21 protein-coding genes, 1 tRNA gene and 1 pseudogene are annotated in these 18,628 nt (G+C 48.3%); 16 read left to right on the top strand and 7 right to left on the bottom strand.

The window, feature by feature from the left end:
* Nucleotides 1–158 precede the first annotated feature (158 nt).
* The 15 genes from M3085_RS11510 (at nt 159) to M3085_RS11440 (ending at nt 11,501) form a co-directional block, all read left to right on the top strand.
* Nucleotides 159–455 carry a DUF4134 domain-containing protein gene (locus M3085_RS11510; RefSeq protein ID WP_072531504.1) on the top strand — a complete coding sequence of 99 codons (297 nt, stop codon included), beginning with the start codon at nt 159–161 and terminating at the stop codon, nt 453–455.
* A gap of 10 nt (nt 456–465) precedes the next feature.
* Complete coding sequence (locus tag M3085_RS11505) at nt 466–801, top strand: DUF4133 domain-containing protein (protein ID WP_072531505.1); 336 nt, start codon at nt 466–468, stop codon at nt 799–801.
* Nucleotides 798–3,311 (top strand): TraG family conjugative transposon ATPase, encoded by a 2,514-nt coding sequence (locus M3085_RS11500; RefSeq protein ID WP_249053060.1) that lies wholly within the window; start codon nt 798–800, stop codon nt 3,309–3,311. The genes M3085_RS11505 and M3085_RS11500 overlap by 4 nt, the downstream gene beginning before the upstream one ends.
* 11 nt (nt 3,312–3,322) lie before the next feature.
* On the top strand, nt 3,323–3,673 hold the full coding sequence (locus M3085_RS11495; RefSeq protein WP_072531507.1) for a DUF3876 domain-containing protein: 351 nt from the start codon (nt 3,323–3,325) through the stop codon (nt 3,671–3,673).
* Nucleotides 3,673–4,299: a DUF4141 domain-containing protein gene (locus tag M3085_RS11490; RefSeq protein WP_068856518.1), complete on the top strand. Its 627-nt coding sequence runs from the start codon at nt 3,673–3,675 to the stop codon at nt 4,297–4,299. The genes M3085_RS11495 and M3085_RS11490 overlap by 1 nt, the downstream gene beginning before the upstream one ends.
* Before the next feature lie 12 nt (nt 4,300–4,311).
* Nucleotides 4,312–5,310, top strand: coding sequence for a conjugative transposon protein TraJ (traJ, locus tag M3085_RS11485; RefSeq protein ID WP_249053059.1), 999 nt, complete (start codon nt 4,312–4,314; stop codon nt 5,308–5,310).
* 20 nt (nt 5,311–5,330) lie between these two features.
* On the top strand, nt 5,331–5,954 hold the full coding sequence (gene traK / locus M3085_RS11480; RefSeq protein WP_068856486.1) for a conjugative transposon protein TraK: 624 nt from the start codon (nt 5,331–5,333) through the stop codon (nt 5,952–5,954).
* Nucleotides 5,955–5,958: 4 nt separating this feature from the next.
* Entirely contained in the window at nt 5,959–6,246 is a 288-nt protein-coding gene (locus tag M3085_RS11475) for a TraL conjugative transposon family protein (RefSeq protein ID WP_249053058.1), read from the top strand.
* Nucleotides 6,224–7,519, top strand: coding sequence for a conjugative transposon protein TraM (traM, locus tag M3085_RS11470; protein WP_249053057.1), 1,296 nt, complete (start codon nt 6,224–6,226; stop codon nt 7,517–7,519). Before M3085_RS11475 ends, traM begins: the two co-directional genes overlap by 23 nt.
* Before the next feature lie 34 nt (nt 7,520–7,553).
* Nucleotides 7,554–8,489 carry a conjugative transposon protein TraN gene (gene traN / locus M3085_RS11465; protein WP_249053056.1) on the top strand — a complete coding sequence of 312 codons (936 nt, stop codon included), beginning with the start codon at nt 7,554–7,556 and terminating at the stop codon, nt 8,487–8,489.
* Nucleotides 8,490–8,492: 3 nt separating this feature from the next.
* Complete coding sequence (locus M3085_RS11460; RefSeq protein WP_249053055.1) at nt 8,493–9,074, top strand: conjugal transfer protein TraO; 582 nt, start codon at nt 8,493–8,495, stop codon at nt 9,072–9,074.
* Between the two features lie 13 nt (nt 9,075–9,087).
* A complete protein-coding gene (locus tag M3085_RS11455; RefSeq protein WP_249053054.1) occupies nt 9,088–9,525 on the top strand; it encodes a DUF3872 domain-containing protein in 438 nt (145 codons plus the stop codon).
* Between the two features lie 71 nt (nt 9,526–9,596).
* Nucleotides 9,597–10,310 carry a hypothetical protein gene (locus M3085_RS11450; protein WP_249053053.1) on the top strand — a complete coding sequence of 238 codons (714 nt, stop codon included), beginning with the start codon at nt 9,597–9,599 and terminating at the stop codon, nt 10,308–10,310.
* Complete coding sequence (locus M3085_RS11445) at nt 10,307–10,999, top strand: hypothetical protein (protein ID WP_249053052.1); 693 nt, start codon at nt 10,307–10,309, stop codon at nt 10,997–10,999. The genes M3085_RS11450 and M3085_RS11445 overlap by 4 nt, the downstream gene beginning before the upstream one ends.
* Nucleotides 11,000–11,024: 25 nt before the next feature.
* A complete protein-coding gene (locus M3085_RS11440; RefSeq protein ID WP_249053051.1) occupies nt 11,025–11,501 on the top strand; it encodes a hypothetical protein in 477 nt (158 codons plus the stop codon).
* 153 nt (nt 11,502–11,654) lie between these two features.
* Here M3085_RS11440 and M3085_RS11435 read toward each other — a convergent pair.
* From M3085_RS11435 to M3085_RS11405, 7 genes and pseudogenes are all read right to left on the bottom strand, one after another.
* Nucleotides 11,655–12,017, bottom strand: a pseudogene (locus M3085_RS11435) (DUF6956 domain-containing protein); the annotation flags it as partial.
* An 11-nt stretch (nt 12,018–12,028) separates the two neighbouring features.
* The gene (locus M3085_RS11430; RefSeq protein WP_249053050.1) at nt 12,029–12,241 is read right to left on the bottom strand and encodes a DUF3873 family protein; all 213 of its coding nucleotides are present in this window, start codon (nt 12,239–12,241) and stop codon (nt 12,029–12,031) included.
* 20 nt (nt 12,242–12,261) lie between these two features.
* Entirely contained in the window at nt 12,262–12,474 is a 213-nt protein-coding gene (locus M3085_RS11425) for a hypothetical protein (protein ID WP_249053049.1), read from the bottom strand.
* A gap of 50 nt (nt 12,475–12,524) precedes the next feature.
* Nucleotides 12,525–13,058 carry an antirestriction protein ArdA gene (locus tag M3085_RS11420; RefSeq protein WP_249053048.1) on the bottom strand — a complete coding sequence of 178 codons (534 nt, stop codon included), beginning with the start codon at nt 13,056–13,058 and terminating at the stop codon, nt 12,525–12,527.
* A 639-nt stretch (nt 13,059–13,697) separates the two neighbouring features.
* Nucleotides 13,698–14,219 (bottom strand): ORF6N domain-containing protein, encoded by a 522-nt coding sequence (locus M3085_RS11415; RefSeq protein ID WP_249053047.1) that lies wholly within the window; start codon nt 14,217–14,219, stop codon nt 13,698–13,700.
* A gap of 82 nt (nt 14,220–14,301) precedes the next feature.
* The gene (locus tag M3085_RS11410; protein ID WP_249053046.1) at nt 14,302–15,537 is read right to left on the bottom strand and encodes a site-specific integrase; all 1,236 of its coding nucleotides are present in this window, start codon (nt 15,535–15,537) and stop codon (nt 14,302–14,304) included.
* 274 nt (nt 15,538–15,811) lie between these two features.
* Nucleotides 15,812–15,896 (bottom strand) — tRNA-Ser (locus tag M3085_RS11405).
* A 159-nt stretch (nt 15,897–16,055) separates the two neighbouring features.
* Between M3085_RS11405 and M3085_RS11400 the strand changes: the two genes are divergently transcribed.
* Complete coding sequence (locus M3085_RS11400; RefSeq protein ID WP_204500885.1) at nt 16,056–18,560, top strand: endonuclease MutS2; 2,505 nt, start codon at nt 16,056–16,058, stop codon at nt 18,558–18,560.
* Nucleotides 18,561–18,628: the final 68 nt, after the last annotated feature.

The raw sequence follows: 18,628 nt of genomic DNA, 5'->3' as shown, positions 1-18,628 counted from the left end.
AACAAGTAACGATATGAAGCAACGTGATTACGGTTGATTGGCAATACTGACACCAACAGACGGCATCCGTGCCGCAACCACTAAAATTTCAAATTATTCATCCGCCGTGCGGCAGCGGACTATCCACCCGCTGTCCCGGCATTAAAATCCAATTCGCAATGAAAAAGAAAATCTTTTTGTCGGCGGCTCTCCTTGCCGCTGTGGTAAGTGCCTACGCACAAGGTAACGGACAGGCGGGCATTACCGAAGCCACCAACATGATAACCAGCTATTTCGACCCCGGAACAAAGCTGGTGTACGCAATCGGGGCGGTCTGCGGCTTGATTGGCGGTGTAAAAGTGTATAACAAGTTCTCAAGCGGTGACCCCGATACCAGCAAGACCGCCGCAAGCTGGTTCGGGGCGTGCATCTTCCTGATTGTCGCCGCCACTATCCTGCGTTCGTTCTTCCTCTAAAACGGCGACTATGTCTGAATATCCGGTAAACAGGGGGATCGGGAAACCGGTGGAGTTCAAGGGGCTGAAAAGCCAGTACCTTTTCATCTTTGCGGGCGGCTTGCTCGCCGTGTTCGTGGTGTTCATTGTCCTGTTCATGGCAGGCGTGAACCAGTGGCTATGTATCGGTTTCATCGTGTCGGCTTCGCTGCTGCTCGTATGGCAGACGTTCCGGCTCAACGCCAAGTACGGCACGCACGGACTGATGAAAGCTGCCGCCCGCAAAAGACATCCCCGCTTCATCATCAGCCGAAAGGCGATACCCAGATTATTCACCTATAAAAAAAGAAAGGAAGAAAGACCATGAGGAATATGTTAAAGGCTACCACGCTGGAAAGGAAATTTCCCCTTTTGGCGGTGGAGAACGGCTGCATCATTTCAAAGGATGCCGACATAACGGTGGCTTTCCGGGTGGAACTGCCCGAACTGTTCACCGTCACCAGTGCCGAATATGAAGCCATACATTCGGCATGGTACAAGGCAATCAAGGTACTGCCCGACTATTCCATAGTACACAAGCAGGACTTCTTCATCACGGAGAACTACCAGCCCGACACCGGAAAGGACGAACTCAGTTTCCTGTCCCGGAGTTTTGAGCGGCACTTCAATGAACGCCCGTTCCTGAACCATTACTGTTACCTGTTCCTGACAAAGACGACAAGGGAGAGAAGCCGCCGACAGAGCGACTTCTCCACCCTCTGCCGGGGCAGGATTGTTCCGCAGGAGATAGCGGACAGAGAAACGGCTATGAAATTCATCGAAGCGGTCGGACAGTTTGAAAGGATCATGAACGACAGTGGGTTTGTCACGCTTACCCGGCTGGCGGCACCGGAAATCACCGGGCAGGACGGAAAGGCTGGCATCATCGAGAAATATTTCTCGTTCTCGCAGACAGATACCACCTGCCTGAAAGACATCGGGCTTTACCCGGAAGAAATACGTGTCGGGGACGACATACTGTGCCTGCACACGCTTTCGGACGTGGAAGATTTGCCGGAAAAGGTCGGTACGGACACACGGTTTGAAAAGCTGTCCACTGACCGGAGCGACTGCCGCCTGTCATTCGCCGCCCCGGTAGGCGTACTGCTGTCGTGCAACCACGTCTATAACCAATACATCTTCATAGACGACCATGCCGAAAACCTGAAAACGTTCGAGCAGACCGCCCGGAACATGCAGTCGCTTTCCCGCTACTCCCGTGCCAACCAGATAAACAAGGAATGGATAGACGAGTACCTGAACGAAGCGCACAGCAAGGGGCTTGTTTCCGTGCGCTGCCACTGCAACGTCATGGCTTGGAGCGATGACCGGGAGGAACTCAAACGCATACGCAACGATGTGGGAAGCCAGCTTGCCCTGATGGAATGCAAGCCACGTCACAACACGGTCGATACGCCCACGCTCTTTTGGGCGGGCATACCGGGCAACGAGGGGGACTTCCCGGCGGAAGAAAGTTTCTATACGTTCTTGGGGCAGGCTCTCTGCCTGTTCGTGGAAGAAACGAACTACAAGAGTTCGCTTTCTCCCTTCGGCATCAAAATGGTGGACAGGGTGAGCGGTCGCCCGCTGCACATCGACATATCAGACCTGCCCATGAAGAAAGGCATCACGACCAACCGCAACAAGTTCATACTTGGACCGAGCGGCAGCGGGAAGTCTTTCTTCACCAACCACATGGTACGCCAATATTACGAGCAGGGGGCGCACGTGCTGCTGGTAGATACGGGCAACAGCTATTTGGGGCTGTGCCAGCTTATCCACAACCGCACGCACGGCGAGGACGGGATTTATTTCACCTACACCAACGAGAACCCGATAGCATTCAACCCGTTCTATGTCGAGGACGGGGTATTTGACATCGAGAAGAAAGAGAGTATCAAGACCCTTATACTCACCCTGTGGAAGCGGGACGATGAAGCCCCGAAGCGGTCGGAAGAAGTGGCGTTGTCCAATGCGGTAAGTGCCTATATAGAACGTATCACGGGCGACAGGTCGGTAACACCCTGCTTCAACACGTTCTACGAGTTTGTCCGGGACGAATACCGCCGACAGCTTGAACGGAAGAATGTCAGGGAAAAGGACTTTGACATTGACGGCTTCCTGAACGTGCTTGAACCCTATTACAAGGGCGGCGAGTATGACTACCTGCTCAACTCCGACAAGGAACTGGACTTGCTGCACAAACGCTTTATTGTCTTCGAGCTGGACAATATCAAAGACCACAAGATACTGTTCCCGATAACGACCATCATCATCATGGAAGCCTTTATAAACAAGATGCGCAAATTGAAGGGAATAAGAAAATTAATCCTGATTGAAGAAGCGTGGAAAGCGATAGCGTCGGCGAACATGGCGGACTACATAAAATACTTGTACAAAACCGTCCGAAAGTATTTCGGGGAAGCGATTGTGGTAACGCAGGAAGTGGAGGATATTATTTCCTCGCCTATCGTGAAAGAGAGCATCATCAACAATTCGGACTGCAAGATTCTGTTAGACCAAAGGAAATATCTCAACAAGTTCGACAGCATACAGAACCTCTTGGGACTGACCGACAAGGAACGTTCGCAAGTATTGTCCATCAACATGGCGAACCATCCCGGACGGAAGTACAAGGAAGTGTTCTTCTCGCTGGGCGGCACGCAGTCGGCGGTGTACGCAACGGAAGTTTCGCTGGAGGAATATTACACGTACACGACCGAAGAAAGCGAGAAAACGGAACTGTTCGCCCTTGCCGACAAGCTGGGCGGCAACCTTGAACTGGCTGTCAAACGGCTTGCGGAGAGCAAAAGAAATCCCGTATTATCAACCACCTAAAAATAAACGATATGAAATTAATGGACAATCTGATTTACACGCTGCTGTCCGCCTGCCTGCTGGCTGGCTGCAAGGACAGTGAAAGCAAGGAACTGGAAAGGATGCGGGGCGACTGGGTACACGTCAGGGGACACCCGGCTTTCACACTCACGGAAACGGACGGCAGATACACCGTCACCCGTAAAGCGAATGTCAGGGGCAGGGTACTGGAAACGACTTATCCGGTGACAGAGCGGAACGGCTGCCTGTTCATTGAAACAGGCTTCGGCATACAGTTCACCTACGACAAAAAGAACGACCGGATAACGCTCCTGCCCGGCGGCGAATACAGGCGTGTTACAAATCCTAAAAACAAAAAATGATGAAAAGAACGATTCTTCTTATGGCGGTATGCCTGTGCTTCATGGGCAGGGCATCCGCCCAGTGGGTGGTGTCAGACCCCGGTAACTTGGCTCAGGGCATCATCAACACCGCCAAACAGATTGTGGAAACGGCGGGAACGAAAGCCAACACCCTGAACGGCTTTCTGGAAACGCAGAAGATTTTCCAGCAGGGGAAAGCTTATTACGATGCGCTCAAATCCGTGCATGATGTCGTCAAGGGCGGTATCAAGGTGAAGAAAAGCATCGAACTGGTGGCGGAAATCTCCGAAATCTACGTCAGGAACTACCAAATCATGCTCGCCGACCCGTATTTCACGGCGGACGAGCTGGCAACCATATCCTCCGGTTATGCCATGCTGCTGGACGAGAGTTCGGACGTGCTTCAGGACTTGAAAAATGTCGTGAACATCACGGGCATGTCGCTGACGGATGCCGAACGGCTGGCAATCATCGACAATGCCTACCGAAGCCTGATGAACTACCGCAATCTCGTGAACTACTACACCCGCAAGAACATTTCCGTGTCCTACCTGCGGGCAAAGAAAAAGAACGACACCGACCGGGTGCTGGCTCTCTACGGCTCGGCGGATGAACGCTACTGGTAACATCAAACGGACATGCCTATGTTGTTAGTAGTGGATTTTGACAACCTGCACCAAGTGCTGCGGGTGCTGTATGACGAAATGATGCCCCTGTGCGGCAACATGACGGGGGTAGCCAAAGGGATAGCCGGGCTGGGTGCGCTGTTCTATGTAGCCGCCAAGGTATGGCAGTCGCTCGCACGGGCGGAAGCCATAGACGTTTACCCGCTTCTACGCCCATTTGCGCTAGGGCTGTGTATCATGTTCTTCCCCACGTTCGTGCTGGGGACTATCAACACGGTGCTGTCGCCGATTGTGAAAGGATGCAGTCAGCTTATGGAAACGCAGACCTTCGACATGAACGAGTACCGGGCACAGAAAGACAGGCTGGAGTACGAAGCCCTGATGCGAAGCCCGGAAACGGCATACCTCGCTTCGGACGAGGAATTTGACAGGCAACTGGAGGAACTGGGCTGGTCGCCCTCCGACATGGTTACCATGACGGGCATGTACATGGACAGGGCGGCATACAACATCAAGAAATCCGTCCGGGACTGGTTCAGGGAACTGCTGGAAATACTCTTTCAGGCGGCGGGGCTGATTATCGACACGCTGCGCACGTTCTTCCTGATAGTGCTCTCGATACTGGGTCCGCTGGCGTTCGCCCTTTCCGTCTATGACGGTTTCCAAAGCACGCTGACCCAGTGGATTTCACGCTATATCTCGATTTACCTGTGGCTTCCCGTGTCGGACTTGTTCAGCAGCGTGCTGGCACGCATACAGACACTGATGCTCCAGAAGGACATCGAGCAGCTTTCCGACCCGAACTTCATACCGGACGGGAGCAGTACCGTGTATGTAATCTTTATGATTATCGGCATCGTGGGCTACTTCACCGTTCCGACAGTGGCAGGCTGGATTGTGTCAGCCGGGGGTACAACCGCATACAACCGCAACCTGACACGTGCGGGCGCACTCACGGGTGCGGCGGCGGGTGCGGCAACCGGAAAGATTGCAGGAAAACTTCTCAAATAACCAACTTCAATTTTTAGAATATGGAATTCAAGTCATTGACGAACATCGAAACGAGCTTCCGGCAAATCCGGCTCTTTGCGCTGGTATTCATCTGCCTGTGCGCACTGGTCACGGGCTTTGCCGTGTGGAACTCGTACAGCTTCGCCGAAAAGCAGCGGCAGAAGATATACGTCCTCGACAACGGCAAGAGCCTGATGCTGGCTCTCTCGCAGGACATGGCGCAGAACAGACCGATTGAAGCGAAATCGCACGTGAAGCGTTTCCACGAACTCTTTTTCACGCTCTCGCCCGACAAGGACGCCATCGAGGGAAACATCAAACGCTCCCTGTTCCTCGCCGACAGGAGTGCGTTCAACTACTACAAGGACTTGTCGGAAAAGGGCTACTACAACCGTATCATTTCGGGCAACATCAACCAGACGGTGGAGATTGACAGCGTGAAATGCGACTTCAACCAGTACCCCTACAAGGTGAGAACCTATGCCCGGCAGCTTATTGTCCGGGAAAGCAGCCTGACGGTCAGAAGCCTTGTCACCACGTGCAGGCTCCTGAACGCCACACGGAGCGACAACAACCCGCACGGCTTCATCATGGAAGCGTTCACGATTGACGAGAACAGGGATTTGCAAACCATTAAACGATAGTCTTATGGAGAGGAAGCGAAATTGCATTGAAACAGTGCGGGACTGGGCGGATGAACGCCTGCGCCGCCTGTGCGGGCGTATCACGCCGGGCAAGCGGCTGGCGGTCATCCTCGTGATGTCCGCCCTGTTCGGCGGCTTGTCCCTCTATATCACCGTTTCGTCCATTTACAACATCGGGAAACGGGACGGTCAAAGGCTGCAAATCGAACACATCCGGCAGTTCCCGCTACATGGTAACGACAGTATCAATTTAACAAACAGACCTGAATATGGAAGAAGTACAGAAAAATGAACCGGGCAGACAGCCCGAAAAGGAGAAGAAGCCTAAACGGGAACTTTCCCCGAAAGAGGTGCAGCGGCGCAGGAAAATGATAGTCTTCCCGCTGATGTTCCTCGCCTTTGCAGGGTGCATGTACCTGATATTCGCCCCCTCCGGCAAGGAGAAAGCGGAAACGGAAAGCGTGGGCGGTTTCAATGCCGACATCCCGCTGCCCGCAGAGGACGGGATTATAGCGGACAAGCAGACCGCCTACGAGCAGGCGATGATGAGCCGGAAACGGCAGGACAGGATACAATCCCTTCAGGACTTCGGTTTCATAGGGGACGATGAAACGGAAGAACCGCAGGCGGAAGCCGGACTGATGCCGGAAGAAGATCCGAAGCCCGTGCGGGGCGGCGGCGCTTCTTCCTCGGCGACCGCCTATCGGGACATCAACCGCCAGTTGAGCACGTTCTATGAAACGCCCCCGGAGGACAGGGAAAAAGAGGACTTGAAACGGCAGGTGGCGGAACTGACCGAAAAACTGGAACGCCAGCGGGAAGCCACGCCCACCGCAGACGAACAGATGGCTCTCTTGGAAAAGTCATACGAGCTTGCCGCCAAATATGCAGGCGGCGACAGGCAGGCTGCACAAGTGCCAGTCGTGGGCGACATCGAAAAGAAGCCGGAAGCGGTGTCCGTGCAGGCAGTACGGGACAACGCCGTTTCAGGGCTGCAACAGCCCATGAATGATGCCGATTTTATCCGTGCTTACAGCCAGCCACGCAACTACGGCTTCAACACGGCGGTAGGAACGGGCTACGCAATGGGCAGGAACACGATAGCCGCCTGCATCCATCAAGACCAGACGCTGACGGACGGGCAGGCGGTAAAACTCCGTCTGCTTGAACCCATGCAGGCGGGCAGCATCGTCATCCCGAAGAATACCCTTGTGGCGGGTACGGCAAAGGTACAGGGCGAACGTCTCGACATACTGGTGTCCTCGATAGAGTATGCGGGAAACATCGTCCCGGTGGAACTCGCCGTGTTCGACACGGACGGGCAAAAGGGGCTTTCCGTCCCGTCCTCGATGGAGCAGGAAGCGTTCAACGAGGCGATGGCGAATATCGGCAGCGGGCTGGGTACAAGCATTTCCTTTACGCAGAACGCCGGGCAACAGGTGGCGATGGACGTTACAAGGGGGCTGATGCAGGGTGCGTCCGGCTACCTTGCCAAGAAGTTCCGAACCGTGAAAGTGAAGCTGAAAGCCGGGTACAGGGTGATGCTTTACGCCAAACAGCAATAATCATTTGACAAACCACTAAAATTTCCAATTAACGATGAAACAGATTTTTGTAATGTGCGCCCTCCTGCTGGGCGTGTGTGCGGCAAACGCACAGGAAACCGACACGGTGAAGTATGCGGCAGGCAACGACTTGTACCGGGGTATCACCCGAAAGCTGCCTTACCGACAAATGGTAACGCCCTACGGCGTGGAAGTGACTTTCGCCAAGACGGTGCATATCATTTTCCCCTCCGCCGTCCGCTATGTAGATTTGGGGAGCAACCACATCATAGCGGGCAAGGCTGACGGTGCGGAAAACGTAATCAGGGTGAAAGCCACGACAGAGGGCTTTCCGGGAGAAACGAACTTCTCCGTCATCTGCGAGGACGGCAGCTTCTATTCATTCAACGCCAAGTATGCCCGTGAGCCGGAAATGCTCAACATCGAAATGAAGGACTTCTTGGAAAATGAAGATACGTCCGACTTTTCGCATACCCGCATGAACATCTATTTCCGGGAACTGGGAAATGAAAGCCCGCTGCTGGTAAAACTGATAATGCAGAGCATCTACAAGAACAATGACCGTAAAGTGCGACACTTGGGCAGCAAGCGTTTCGGCATACAGTTCTTAATCAAGGGGATTTACACCTATAACGGGATGCTTTACGTGCATACGCAGACGAAGAACAGTTCCAACGTGCCTTTCGATACGGACTTCATCAAGTTTAAGATTGTCGATAAGAAAGTGCCCAAACGCACGGCTATTCAGGAAACGGTACTGAATGCGGTACGCAGCTACAACGAGGTGATAGAGATTGCCGGGAAAAGCACCGTCCGGACGGTGTACGCCCTGCCGAAGTTCACCATCCCGGACGACAAGCTGCTGCTGGTGGAGCTTTACGAGAAGAACGGCGGTCGGCATCAGACCATACGGGTGGAGAATGCCGACATCGTGAACGCCGAAGTGATAAACGAACTGAAAATAAAGTAGGGAATGAAGAAACACATCTTTATAATGACACTCTTTGCGCTGTGCCTGAATTTGAACCAGGCACACGCGCAAAGATACCTTCCGGGCATGAAAGCCTTGCAGGTAACGGAGGGCATGGCGGACGGGGTACATTGGAACTCCGATATGGATTTTGCCTGCCATTTCGGGGCGGCATACAGCGTCTATACCAAGAACGCCAACCGCTGGGTGATTGGCGGGGAATACCTGCATAAGAAGTATGACTACAAGGATATGCGCATTCCGGTAGAACAGTTCACGGCGGAGGGCGGCTATTACCTGAAATTCCTTTCGGACAGGCGAAAGACCTTTTTCCTCTCGCTGGGGCTGTCGGCTCTCGCCGGGTATGAAACCAGCAACCGGGGCGACAAGCTGCTGCCGGACGGGGCTACGCTGCTGGACAAGGACTGTTTCATCTACGGCGGTGCGCTCACGCTGGAACTGGAAACCTACCTGACCGACCGAGTGGTGCTGCTCGTCAATGCGAGGGAACGTATGCTGTTCGGCTCGGACATCGGCAAGTTCCACACGCAGGTAGGCATGGGACTGAAATTCATTATCAACTGACCACTATATAATAATGTATATGAAGAATGTAATGTATAAAATCATCGTGGGCTGCTACATCGTGGCCGCCCTCGTGCTTGTAACCGCCTGTAATGACAGCTTGGACATTCAGCAGGCTTACCCGTTCACGGTGGAAACGCTGCCCGTACCCAAGAAACTGAAAGTGGGCGAAACAGCCGAAATACGCTGCCAACTGGTGCGTGGCGGCGACTACCAGCCTACGACCTACCAGATACGCTATTTCCAGCCTGACGGCAAAGGAAAGCTGGAAATGGATAACGGTACGGTGTTCCTCCCCAATGACCTGTACCCGCTGGAGAAAGAAACGTTCCGGCTCTACTACACATCGGCATCGACTGACCAGCAGACGATTGACATCTATATCATCGACAGCTTCGGGCAGATGCAGCAGGTTTCGTTCTCGTTCAATAATGATAGTAGCGATAAATAGATTAAATTCATATAAATATGTCTTGTGACACTTTTTTTCTTATCTTTGTATTGTACTAAATAATAAGCAAAATGATGGAAACTAAAATTTTAAATAGAAGGGCTACTTTATTTATAAATACTCCTATGATTTATAATGATCAAACACTGCCAGATTATATTCAATCGGTTGCAGAATTGAAGTTGATACCTTCTTTAAATAAAGGATTAGGAGTCAAAATAGCTCCAGATGGAAGCGTTATTCCTGAACAAATGATTTCGTTAGATTTAAAGAATATAGAAGATTCATTTAAAGTAACATTAGGAATAGACAGATTTGATATTGTTAGTTCGCTAAATGATAATAGCTTAGATTGTTTCTTGCAAAAAGTTAAAGAGGTTATAAATGCTCTCACTAAGATTTATAGTGGAAAATACAACCGCTTAGCTCTAGGTTCTGTTTGTGTATTCTACATCACTCCTGAAAAAATGAATCTTTTATATAATAAAATGGTAAATACAGAATCGGAAGAACAGCCTGTTGAATGGTCTATAAGAAAAGTCATTCGCACTGCGATAGAAAATGAAAAATATAGACTAGTTATAAATAATGTATATACAATCTCTCGTAGAATAGTTATTGAAGACGGCAGTAATACTGATTCTATTGTGTTAGAACATGATATTAATACTTTGGTAGGCTCTGACCTTTCAGCAATTGCAGACCTTTCAGATTTGTTTATTCAAAAAGCATCTGAAACTATATCAGAAAGTATAAATAGCTATTCAAAATATATTGATTCATGAAAAGCGATACAGACATATTTTATTCGCAATCTCAGGTTTCTAGAGAATTTGAATCAGGTATAGATATTAAATATTTAATATCATTAATTGAAGTTGCGAGTGATACATATAATAGGCAGAAAATCAATGCTTCTAAGTTTTCATTGTTTTTATCTACATTAAATAATGATTCCGAAAACTCTACTATTTTACCCCAGAAATTAGAGAGCTCTACAATATTAGAAATCAGCATACTAGATAAATCTAAGTTTATTTCTAAGTACAAAGATTTTTTTGTTAGAATCTTAAAATCAAGTAATATTAATAACGAAGAAGAATCAGGAGCAGAACATTATTTCAATTTCTTATTAGAAAAGGATAAAGATGGTGCAATAAAACTTTTAGAAGAAATATTTATATCAACTTTAACCAGAGAATCTTTGGATGAAGATTTACAAGTTAGTATTTTAAGATTGCTATGTAACTATGATTTCAAAGAATTAAGTCCTTCAGCTCAATTAATTGCAACAAGTGCATATAGTATTAATTCTATTAGAGTTAAGTCTGTGACATTTGACCTATTTGGACATTGGGCGAATATAGAAGCGTATAATATGTTGAAAAAATATAATGAACCGCAGGAACCTTGGCTTAAAATGAAATATAAGGCTCTTTTAAAATCCCTAAAAATTAAATATGATATATATTAGGAAAATAAAAGAAAGTTCGTGGTTTATGGGACAAGCTCCATTAGATTCTGATTCTATTTCAGACCTTGGTACATCTAATCATGAATTATCTGTGTGGCAAGTACCAAATGATAAATCTAACCTTGATGATATTGTTCTTGCGTTAGCATTGACCAGAGATGACACAAATGGTATATTTGTTGTTTTTATTAAAAAAGAAAATATCAAAGAAGAATATGATTGGGATATAATCATTAAAGACCAAGATGGTGATACGGCATTTGATAAGATGAAAAATGAACATAAAAATTTTTTGTTAAATTCAATGTGGGAGCAAGGATATTTTGCTGAGCATATTTTCAATCTTATTCAAGATGAAGCCAATTATATTTATTATGATGAGCCCAAGTTAATATCACTTTTATCTAGTGCAATTGATGAAGGAAGAATATCTATTGATGATTTAAAAAGTCATAATAAAAACAAGTGGTTTAAAGCATATAAGAAATATAAAGGTTTATAGGAGTAGATACTCAATGAATAAAACAAAAGTATCAGCGACAATTCGCCGCTGATACTTTTAATGCACTTTACAGGTACATTATTCTTTAGTCTCCTCTTTACTACTCACACATTATGACCGTTACATAGTCTTTATGACTACCAATTAGGCGATCTCGTAGCTGTTTATCCAACCTTGCAGAGAAGAAACGCCCCAAGTGGAAACATCTTCAAAAACGCTGCGGTCTATTTGGCTGATAGGCTCACCGAAAACTACTGTCATCATGTGAAAGTCTGGTTCGTCAGCCAACAGTCGCAAATGGTGCAGTGTGCCGAACTCGTCCGTCTTGCGTCCCCATGCCCAATCTTCCGTGTACAAATCATCGCCCCACTGCTGCGGCTTATCGAAATGCACTTTCACGTTTACAGAATACTTGTTTTCCTCGATGTCCTCAATAACGCCCGTTACCATCATGCCCGTAAAAATACACTCGCAACGTCTGCCGATTAGGTTCTTGTTTACTTCTGTCGTTTTCATACCCTTAAAATTTATCTGTTATTACCCTGTTCTATCCATTTATCCCGCCTGTGGCGGCACTCTACCAGCGTTTTAGCCGCTGTGGAAAACAGTTCCCCGTCCGTGTGGCGGTAGTCGTACTGGTAAAATATCCGTCCCTTGAATGCGACCGGACGGTATTTTACAAACTTTTCCTCTCCCGGTGCTTGGGTGATGCTCACCCCGTTTCTGTTCAATGATTGCATGATATTCTGTTTTTTATTCGTTATATACTCAATAGGGAAAGCAACAGCAGGAAAAGCAGAGCCACGCACAACGCATAAAACGCCGACAGGCAAACCCGGAGCAGGAAACAGGCGGCACGAAATACAAGATATGCCGTTACCGCCGTGATTGCTCCGGCTGTGCAGGAGAGCCGCCACACAAGGCAGAACAATAACACCCGCAGGATGATTTTATAAATGCTTTTCCGTTTCATCGTTTCTCTATTTATGCGGGCAGGGCTTTTAACCCCGCCCGAATGGTCGTTTAAGCCGCCCGGAATACAAACCCGTCATCAAACCAGTAGTCGCACATGAACAAATCACGGGCAAACAGTTTGTAGTCGAAATAGGTTTTTGCGAACTCCGGCAGGTCGTAACATTCTTCCACGATTTGGTAGGCAAAATCTTCTTCATCGTCATATTGTCCCTGATATTCGTCCTGAAAGTCCCGTACAAGGTCGTCCGCATCTTCCTCGCTCAAATCATGGCTTTTGTAGTTGCACCACACGAAAAAGGCTTCCTGTTCGGTGTCGCCCAACTTTTTCACCGCATCCCGCAAGGTGAAGAAGTTCTCGGAAATCCAGCTTTCGCCGATTAGGTTTTCCGGTACGTTCTCCCAGTCCTGAAACATATACTCCGCATCTTCCTCGTCCTTGTGAAGCTCCCGGCAGGCTTCGTAAAAATCTTCCTTGTCCGAATAGTCCGACAGGTCAAGCCATGCCCCGAACAATGAACCGTTGTTGTACTTGCCATAAGTACCTACATAAACTCTTGCTTCCGATAATGTTGCTGCTTTCATATCCTGTAATTTTTAAGTTTTTAATTTTATGCGGATTTGAGAGGTGAGGGAGTTGAAGTTTCACTGAACTTTTTTCCTGTTTCCCGTAAATCCGACTTTTTTTTATGCGTCTTCCGGTCGGGTCGGTCGTTTTCGTTTCACATAGGCTTAAAAGGACAGTGTTTAGAGTTTGCAGGGTTTTGTGGAAAAAATACCTCGCAACGAATGTCGCAGGGAAGATTTTTTCGCCAAACCTGAAAAGGCTTAACCTTGCAAACCCGTGAAGAACACGTAACTACCTTTGCCTATTGAAATAATAAAAACGACTTCCCGGCTGGAGGACTGCTTAATGAGGAAGATTTACAGGTTGGGGAACAGGGGAAAAGTTCTTGTTCCCCATTCAGTCCATTAGGGAATTGCCTATGCGGGCGGGAAAAACAAGTGTGTCGGGAGTTCACCTTCCGATACTCTTGTGCGGGTTTCAAAAGGCTCTTTTCACGAAAAACAGTCTGCGATGCCATGCACCGCTGGCGTTTCGGGAAATGTGCCTTTGGGAAAGGATATAAAAAATACGGGTAGCCCATAGACTACCCACAAGATGAAAAAATATATTATTGGAATATAGATAGTTATAGTACTTCTTATTTTCAAAATCGTTACCTATTTGTTTCCTGAACGATCATAGGTAGCAAAACCAATCGGACGGCGTTCTCTCTGCTGCTGCGACTGGCTCAAAAGTTGTGTAAGGGCTTGATACAATTCGTTGAACTGGGCATCGGTACTTACTTCCAGTTCCTCAATGCGTTTTACCAGTTCTTCATAACCAATTACCATCTGGCGCATAAGGACGAAAGCCCGCATGATGGAAATGTTTACCTCTATGGCTACCTTGGAACGGAGAACTGAAGAAAGCATGGCTACGCCCTGTTCGGTGAAAGCCATTGGCGGAGTAGGTGTATGACGAATGTTGTCGGGGAACTTATCACAATTTGTGATAAGTCCCGACCACTCGTCTTTGCTCAACTCAAACATGAAATCACTGGGAAAGCGGTCTATGTTACGTTTGACCGCCTGTTTCAAAGCTCGTGTTTCAACTTGGTAGAGTTCCGCTAAATGCAAGTCAAGCATCACACGGCAGCCTCTGACTTCAAAAATCTTGTTTTGGATAATCTGCAAGTCCATAATTGTATATTTATAGAGATTAAGTTTGGAATAATTCGGCAAGGCCAGGTCGCAATTTACGACCTGTTCCCTATAATCAAAATCACATGGCGACTTCCTTATAAATCTTTTCGATACCGACAAATTTCTTGTCAAGCCCCTGCATATCGCTGCTAATCTTGCTGTTAGTGATGCGGGCGTAAATTTGTGTTGTTTCAATGTTAGTATGTCCCAGCATCTTGCTGACGGTTTCAATGGGTACACCCTTTGCCAGCGTGGTGGTCGTGGCGAACGTGTGCCGGGCAAGATGGAATGTGAGATTCTTTTTAATCCCGCACACATCGGCAATCTCTTTCAGGTAGGCATTCAGTTTTTGGTTGCTGATTACAGGCAATATCTTTCCGTCCGGTAGCTTGCCTTTGTACTTTTTCAATATCATTTTGGGAATATCCAACAGGGGAACATTCACGTCCGTATTGGTCTTTTGCCGCTTCGTCATTATCCACAGATTGCCGTCAAATGACTTTCGGATATTCTCTTGCCGTAGGTTGGCGACATCACTATAAGCCAGACCGCAGAAACAGGAAAAGATAAACAAGTCCCTGACGTGTTCCAAACGCTCGGAAGCCATTTTCTTTTTGAGGATGATTTTTATCTCGTCTTCCGTCAAATAGCCCCTGTCCACTTTTTCCAGCCGGATTTTATAGCTGGCGAACGGGTCTTTGTCCAGTATGCCATTGTTTCGGGCTATGATGATGATGCGCTTGAAAAACTGCATGAACTTGGCGGTGGTGTTGTAACCGCACTTGCAGGCTGTACGCAAATACAACTCGAAATCGGTAATGAACATCGGGGTTATTTCTCGGATGGAAATATCAGAAAGGTTATATTTACTCTGTATGAACTCCGCAAGGTGACGACGTGTAACCTCATACTTACGGTAGGTCGCTATCGTCTTGGATATGCCAACAAGCTGTTTCACGTCCTCATTGTGCTTTTGGAACAAGGTAAGGATGGTTTCGTGGTTCTCGCTGTGTCCCAAAAACTCGTTTTTCACTTTCTCGGCAGTAACGTAATTATCACGCCGCTGCATTTCGTGGTAGATGGTGTTCAGCGATGCGTTTATATCACTTAACATACGGTTGATACGTCCGGCTTCCGCCGTGCGTCCGATAGCCTTGCCAGCCTTACCGTCCCACATTTCAGGCAGCACGTCCAATTTAGTATTAAAACGGCTTGCCACACCGTCCACTGTGATACGGGCGAAAAGGGGGTACGCACCGCCCGCTTTCTGCTTGTCTTTCTTTGCGTAAAAGCAAATGTTGAATGTCGATTTCATATACTCACTTTTTAGTTACAAAAATACTGTAAATGCTTAAAAAATGAGTTTTATGCAGGCTCGCCAAACACCGACAGAAGTTCGCCAATTTCCGACTATCTGTACCCCTTTTTTGATTTTGTTTGTCGGGGGTACGAGTTAGGTTAGAAACCTTGTCTTTTAGGGGCGAAAAAATGTACTTTAAGGCAGACACAAGGGGATAAAAAAAGTCCCACAAATCATTGAATTTGTGGGACTTGTCTGTTTGTTGTCCGGTTTTGTCCGTAACGTTCAGCGGAGAGACAGGGATTCGAACCCCGGGTGCCTCGCAGCACAACGGTTTTCAAGACCGCCGCAATCGACCACTCTGCCACCTCTCCTAAAATCCGTTTTCGGAAGTGCTTCGTTTCAAAAGCGATGCAAAGGTACGCATTATTTTTATATTTACAAATATCTGACGGCTTTTTTGATTATTTTTTTTCATTTCGTACCTTTGCAAGCAAAACAGTACACGTATAAACAGCTAAGAAACAGGAATTATGATATATCCTCAGAACTTTGAACAAAAAATTGGGTTCACTCAAATCAAACAACTGCTTGCGGGAAAATGCTTGAGTTCGCTCGGTAAAGAGCGGGTGGAAGAGATGACTTTCTCGGATAATTATGCGGATATTAACCGCCGGCTGGAACAAACGGTGGAATTCATGCGCATTCTGCAAGAAGAAAATGAGTTTCCAAGCCAGTATTTTTTCGATGTGCGTCCGTCGCTGAAGCGCATACGGGTAGAAGGTATGTATATGGACGAGCAGGAGGTGTTCGATTTACGGCGGTCGCTGGAGACGATTCGGGATATCGTGCGCTTCTTACAGGTTACCGACGATACGGAGGATGAACCGTCGTCTCCTTATCCTTACTTATGGGAGTTGGCAGGAGATGTGTTGGTTTTCCCCCAACTTATTGCCCGCATCAACGACATTCTCGACAAATTCGGAAAGGTTAAAGATAATGCTTCGGCTGAGTTATTGCGAATCCGGCGCGAACTGTCTGCCACTACGGGAAGTATTTCGCGCAGCTTGAATTCGATTCTTCGGGCTGCTCAGGCGGAGGGTTACGTAGATAAGGACGTTACGCCCACCATGCGAGACGGGCGTCTGGTGATTCCGGTTGCGCCGGGCATGAAGCGCAAGATACGGGGCATCGTACACGATGAGTCGGCTACCGGCAAGACGGTGTTCATCGAACCTACCGAGGTAGTGGAAGCGAACAACCGCATCCGTGAGTTGGAGGGGGAAGAACGGCGCGAGATTATCCGCATCCTCACCGAGTTTTCTGCCGTCGTACGCCCGCAAGTGCCCGCCTTGCTCCAGTCTTATGAGTTTCTGGCAGAGATAGACTTTATCCGCTCTAAGGCTTTGTTCAGCATCGAGATTAAGGCGGTCAAACCGGCTTTCGAGAACCGGCAGACCATTGATTGGTTTGAAGCAATCCACCCGTTGCTTCAGATTTCACTGGCAAAACACGGCAAGAAGGTGGTTCCGCTGGATATTGTACTCACTCCCCGCCAACGTATCCTGCTGATTTCAGGCCCGAATGCCGGAGGTAAATCGGTGTGTCTGAAAACCGTGGGACTGCTGCAATACATGCTTCAATGCGGGATGCCCGTACCGATGAACGAACGCAGCCACGCGGGGATATTCAGCAACCTGTTTATCGACATAGGAGACGAACAGAGCATCGAGGACGATTTAAGTACTTATTCTTCGCATCTTACCAACATGAAAATCATGATGAAAAACTGCGATGCGCGCAGCCTCATCCTTATCGACGAGTTTGGCGGAGGTACCGAACCGCAAATCGGGGGAGCCATTGCCGAAGCGGTGCTGAAGCGGTTTAATGCGAAACAGACTTTCGGGGTCATTACCACGCACTATCAGAACCTGAAACACTTTGCCGAAGACCATGAAGGGGTGGTTAACGGAGCGATGCTGTACGACCGTCATGAGATGCGGGCATTGTTCCAACTGCAAATCGGGAATCCGGGAAGCTCGTTCGCGGTAGAAATCGCACGGAAAATCGGACTTCCCGAAGAGGTGATTGCCGATGCTTCGGAGATTGTGGGAAGTGAGTATATTCAGAGCGACAAATACCTGCAAGACATTGTTCGCGACAAGCGGTATTGGGAAACGAAGCGCCAGAACATCCGCAAACGCGAAAAACAAATGGAAGATACCATCAGCCGTTACGAACAGGAGATAGCGGAGTTGGAGCGCAGCCGCAAGGAGATTCTGAAAAAGGCAAAAGAAGATGCCGAACGCTTGTTGCAGGAATCGAATGCCAAGATTGAAAATACGATTCGCACCATCAAAGAAACGCAGGCGGAAAAAGAGCGTACCCGCCAAGCACGGCAGGAGTTGAATGATTTCCGCCGACAAATGGAGGACGAAAGCAAGGCAGCGCTGGAAGAGAAGATTGCGAAGAAAATGGAAAAACTGCGCGAAAAGCAGGAGCGCAAGAAAGAAAAGAAAGCGCAACGCCAAACGGCATCGTCCGCACAACCCGCTGAGCCTAAGGTATTGCCCATCGAAGTGGGTACATACGTGCGGATAAAGGGACAGACCAGCACGGGGCAGGTTCTTGAAATTAACGGAAAAAATGCCGTTGTGATGTTCGGACTGATGAAAACCAACGTAAAGACGGAGCGTTTGGAGCGGACGGAAGCACCTAAACAGCCCAGTCTTTCTACCAAGACCTCGTTTGTAAGCAACGAAACGCAGGACCAGATGTATGAGAAAAAGCTCAACTTCAAGCAAGACATCGACGTGCGCGGAATGCGGGGCGACGAGGCGATACAGGCGGTTACGTATTTCATTGACGATGCCATCCTTGTGGGCATGAACCGTGTACGCATCTTGCACGGAACGGGAAACGGCATTCTCCGCACGCTTATCCGACAGTATCTGGCTACGGTTCCGGGGGTTGCCCATTTCCAAGACGAGCATGTACAGTTTGGAGGTGCAGGCATTACGGTGGTCGACTTGAAATAGAGCGTTTTTAAGAGAAAAAACATAACTCATTCATTATAAGACAAATAACACTAACGGTATATTTCAAA

This window comes from Bacteroides caecicola, assembly GCF_023337095.1.
Taxonomy (GTDB): domain Bacteria; phylum Bacteroidota; class Bacteroidia; order Bacteroidales; family Bacteroidaceae; genus Phocaeicola; species Phocaeicola gallinarum.
The sequence above is the reverse complement of the archived record's forward strand: the minus strand, read 5'-3'. Positions and strand labels throughout refer to the sequence as shown.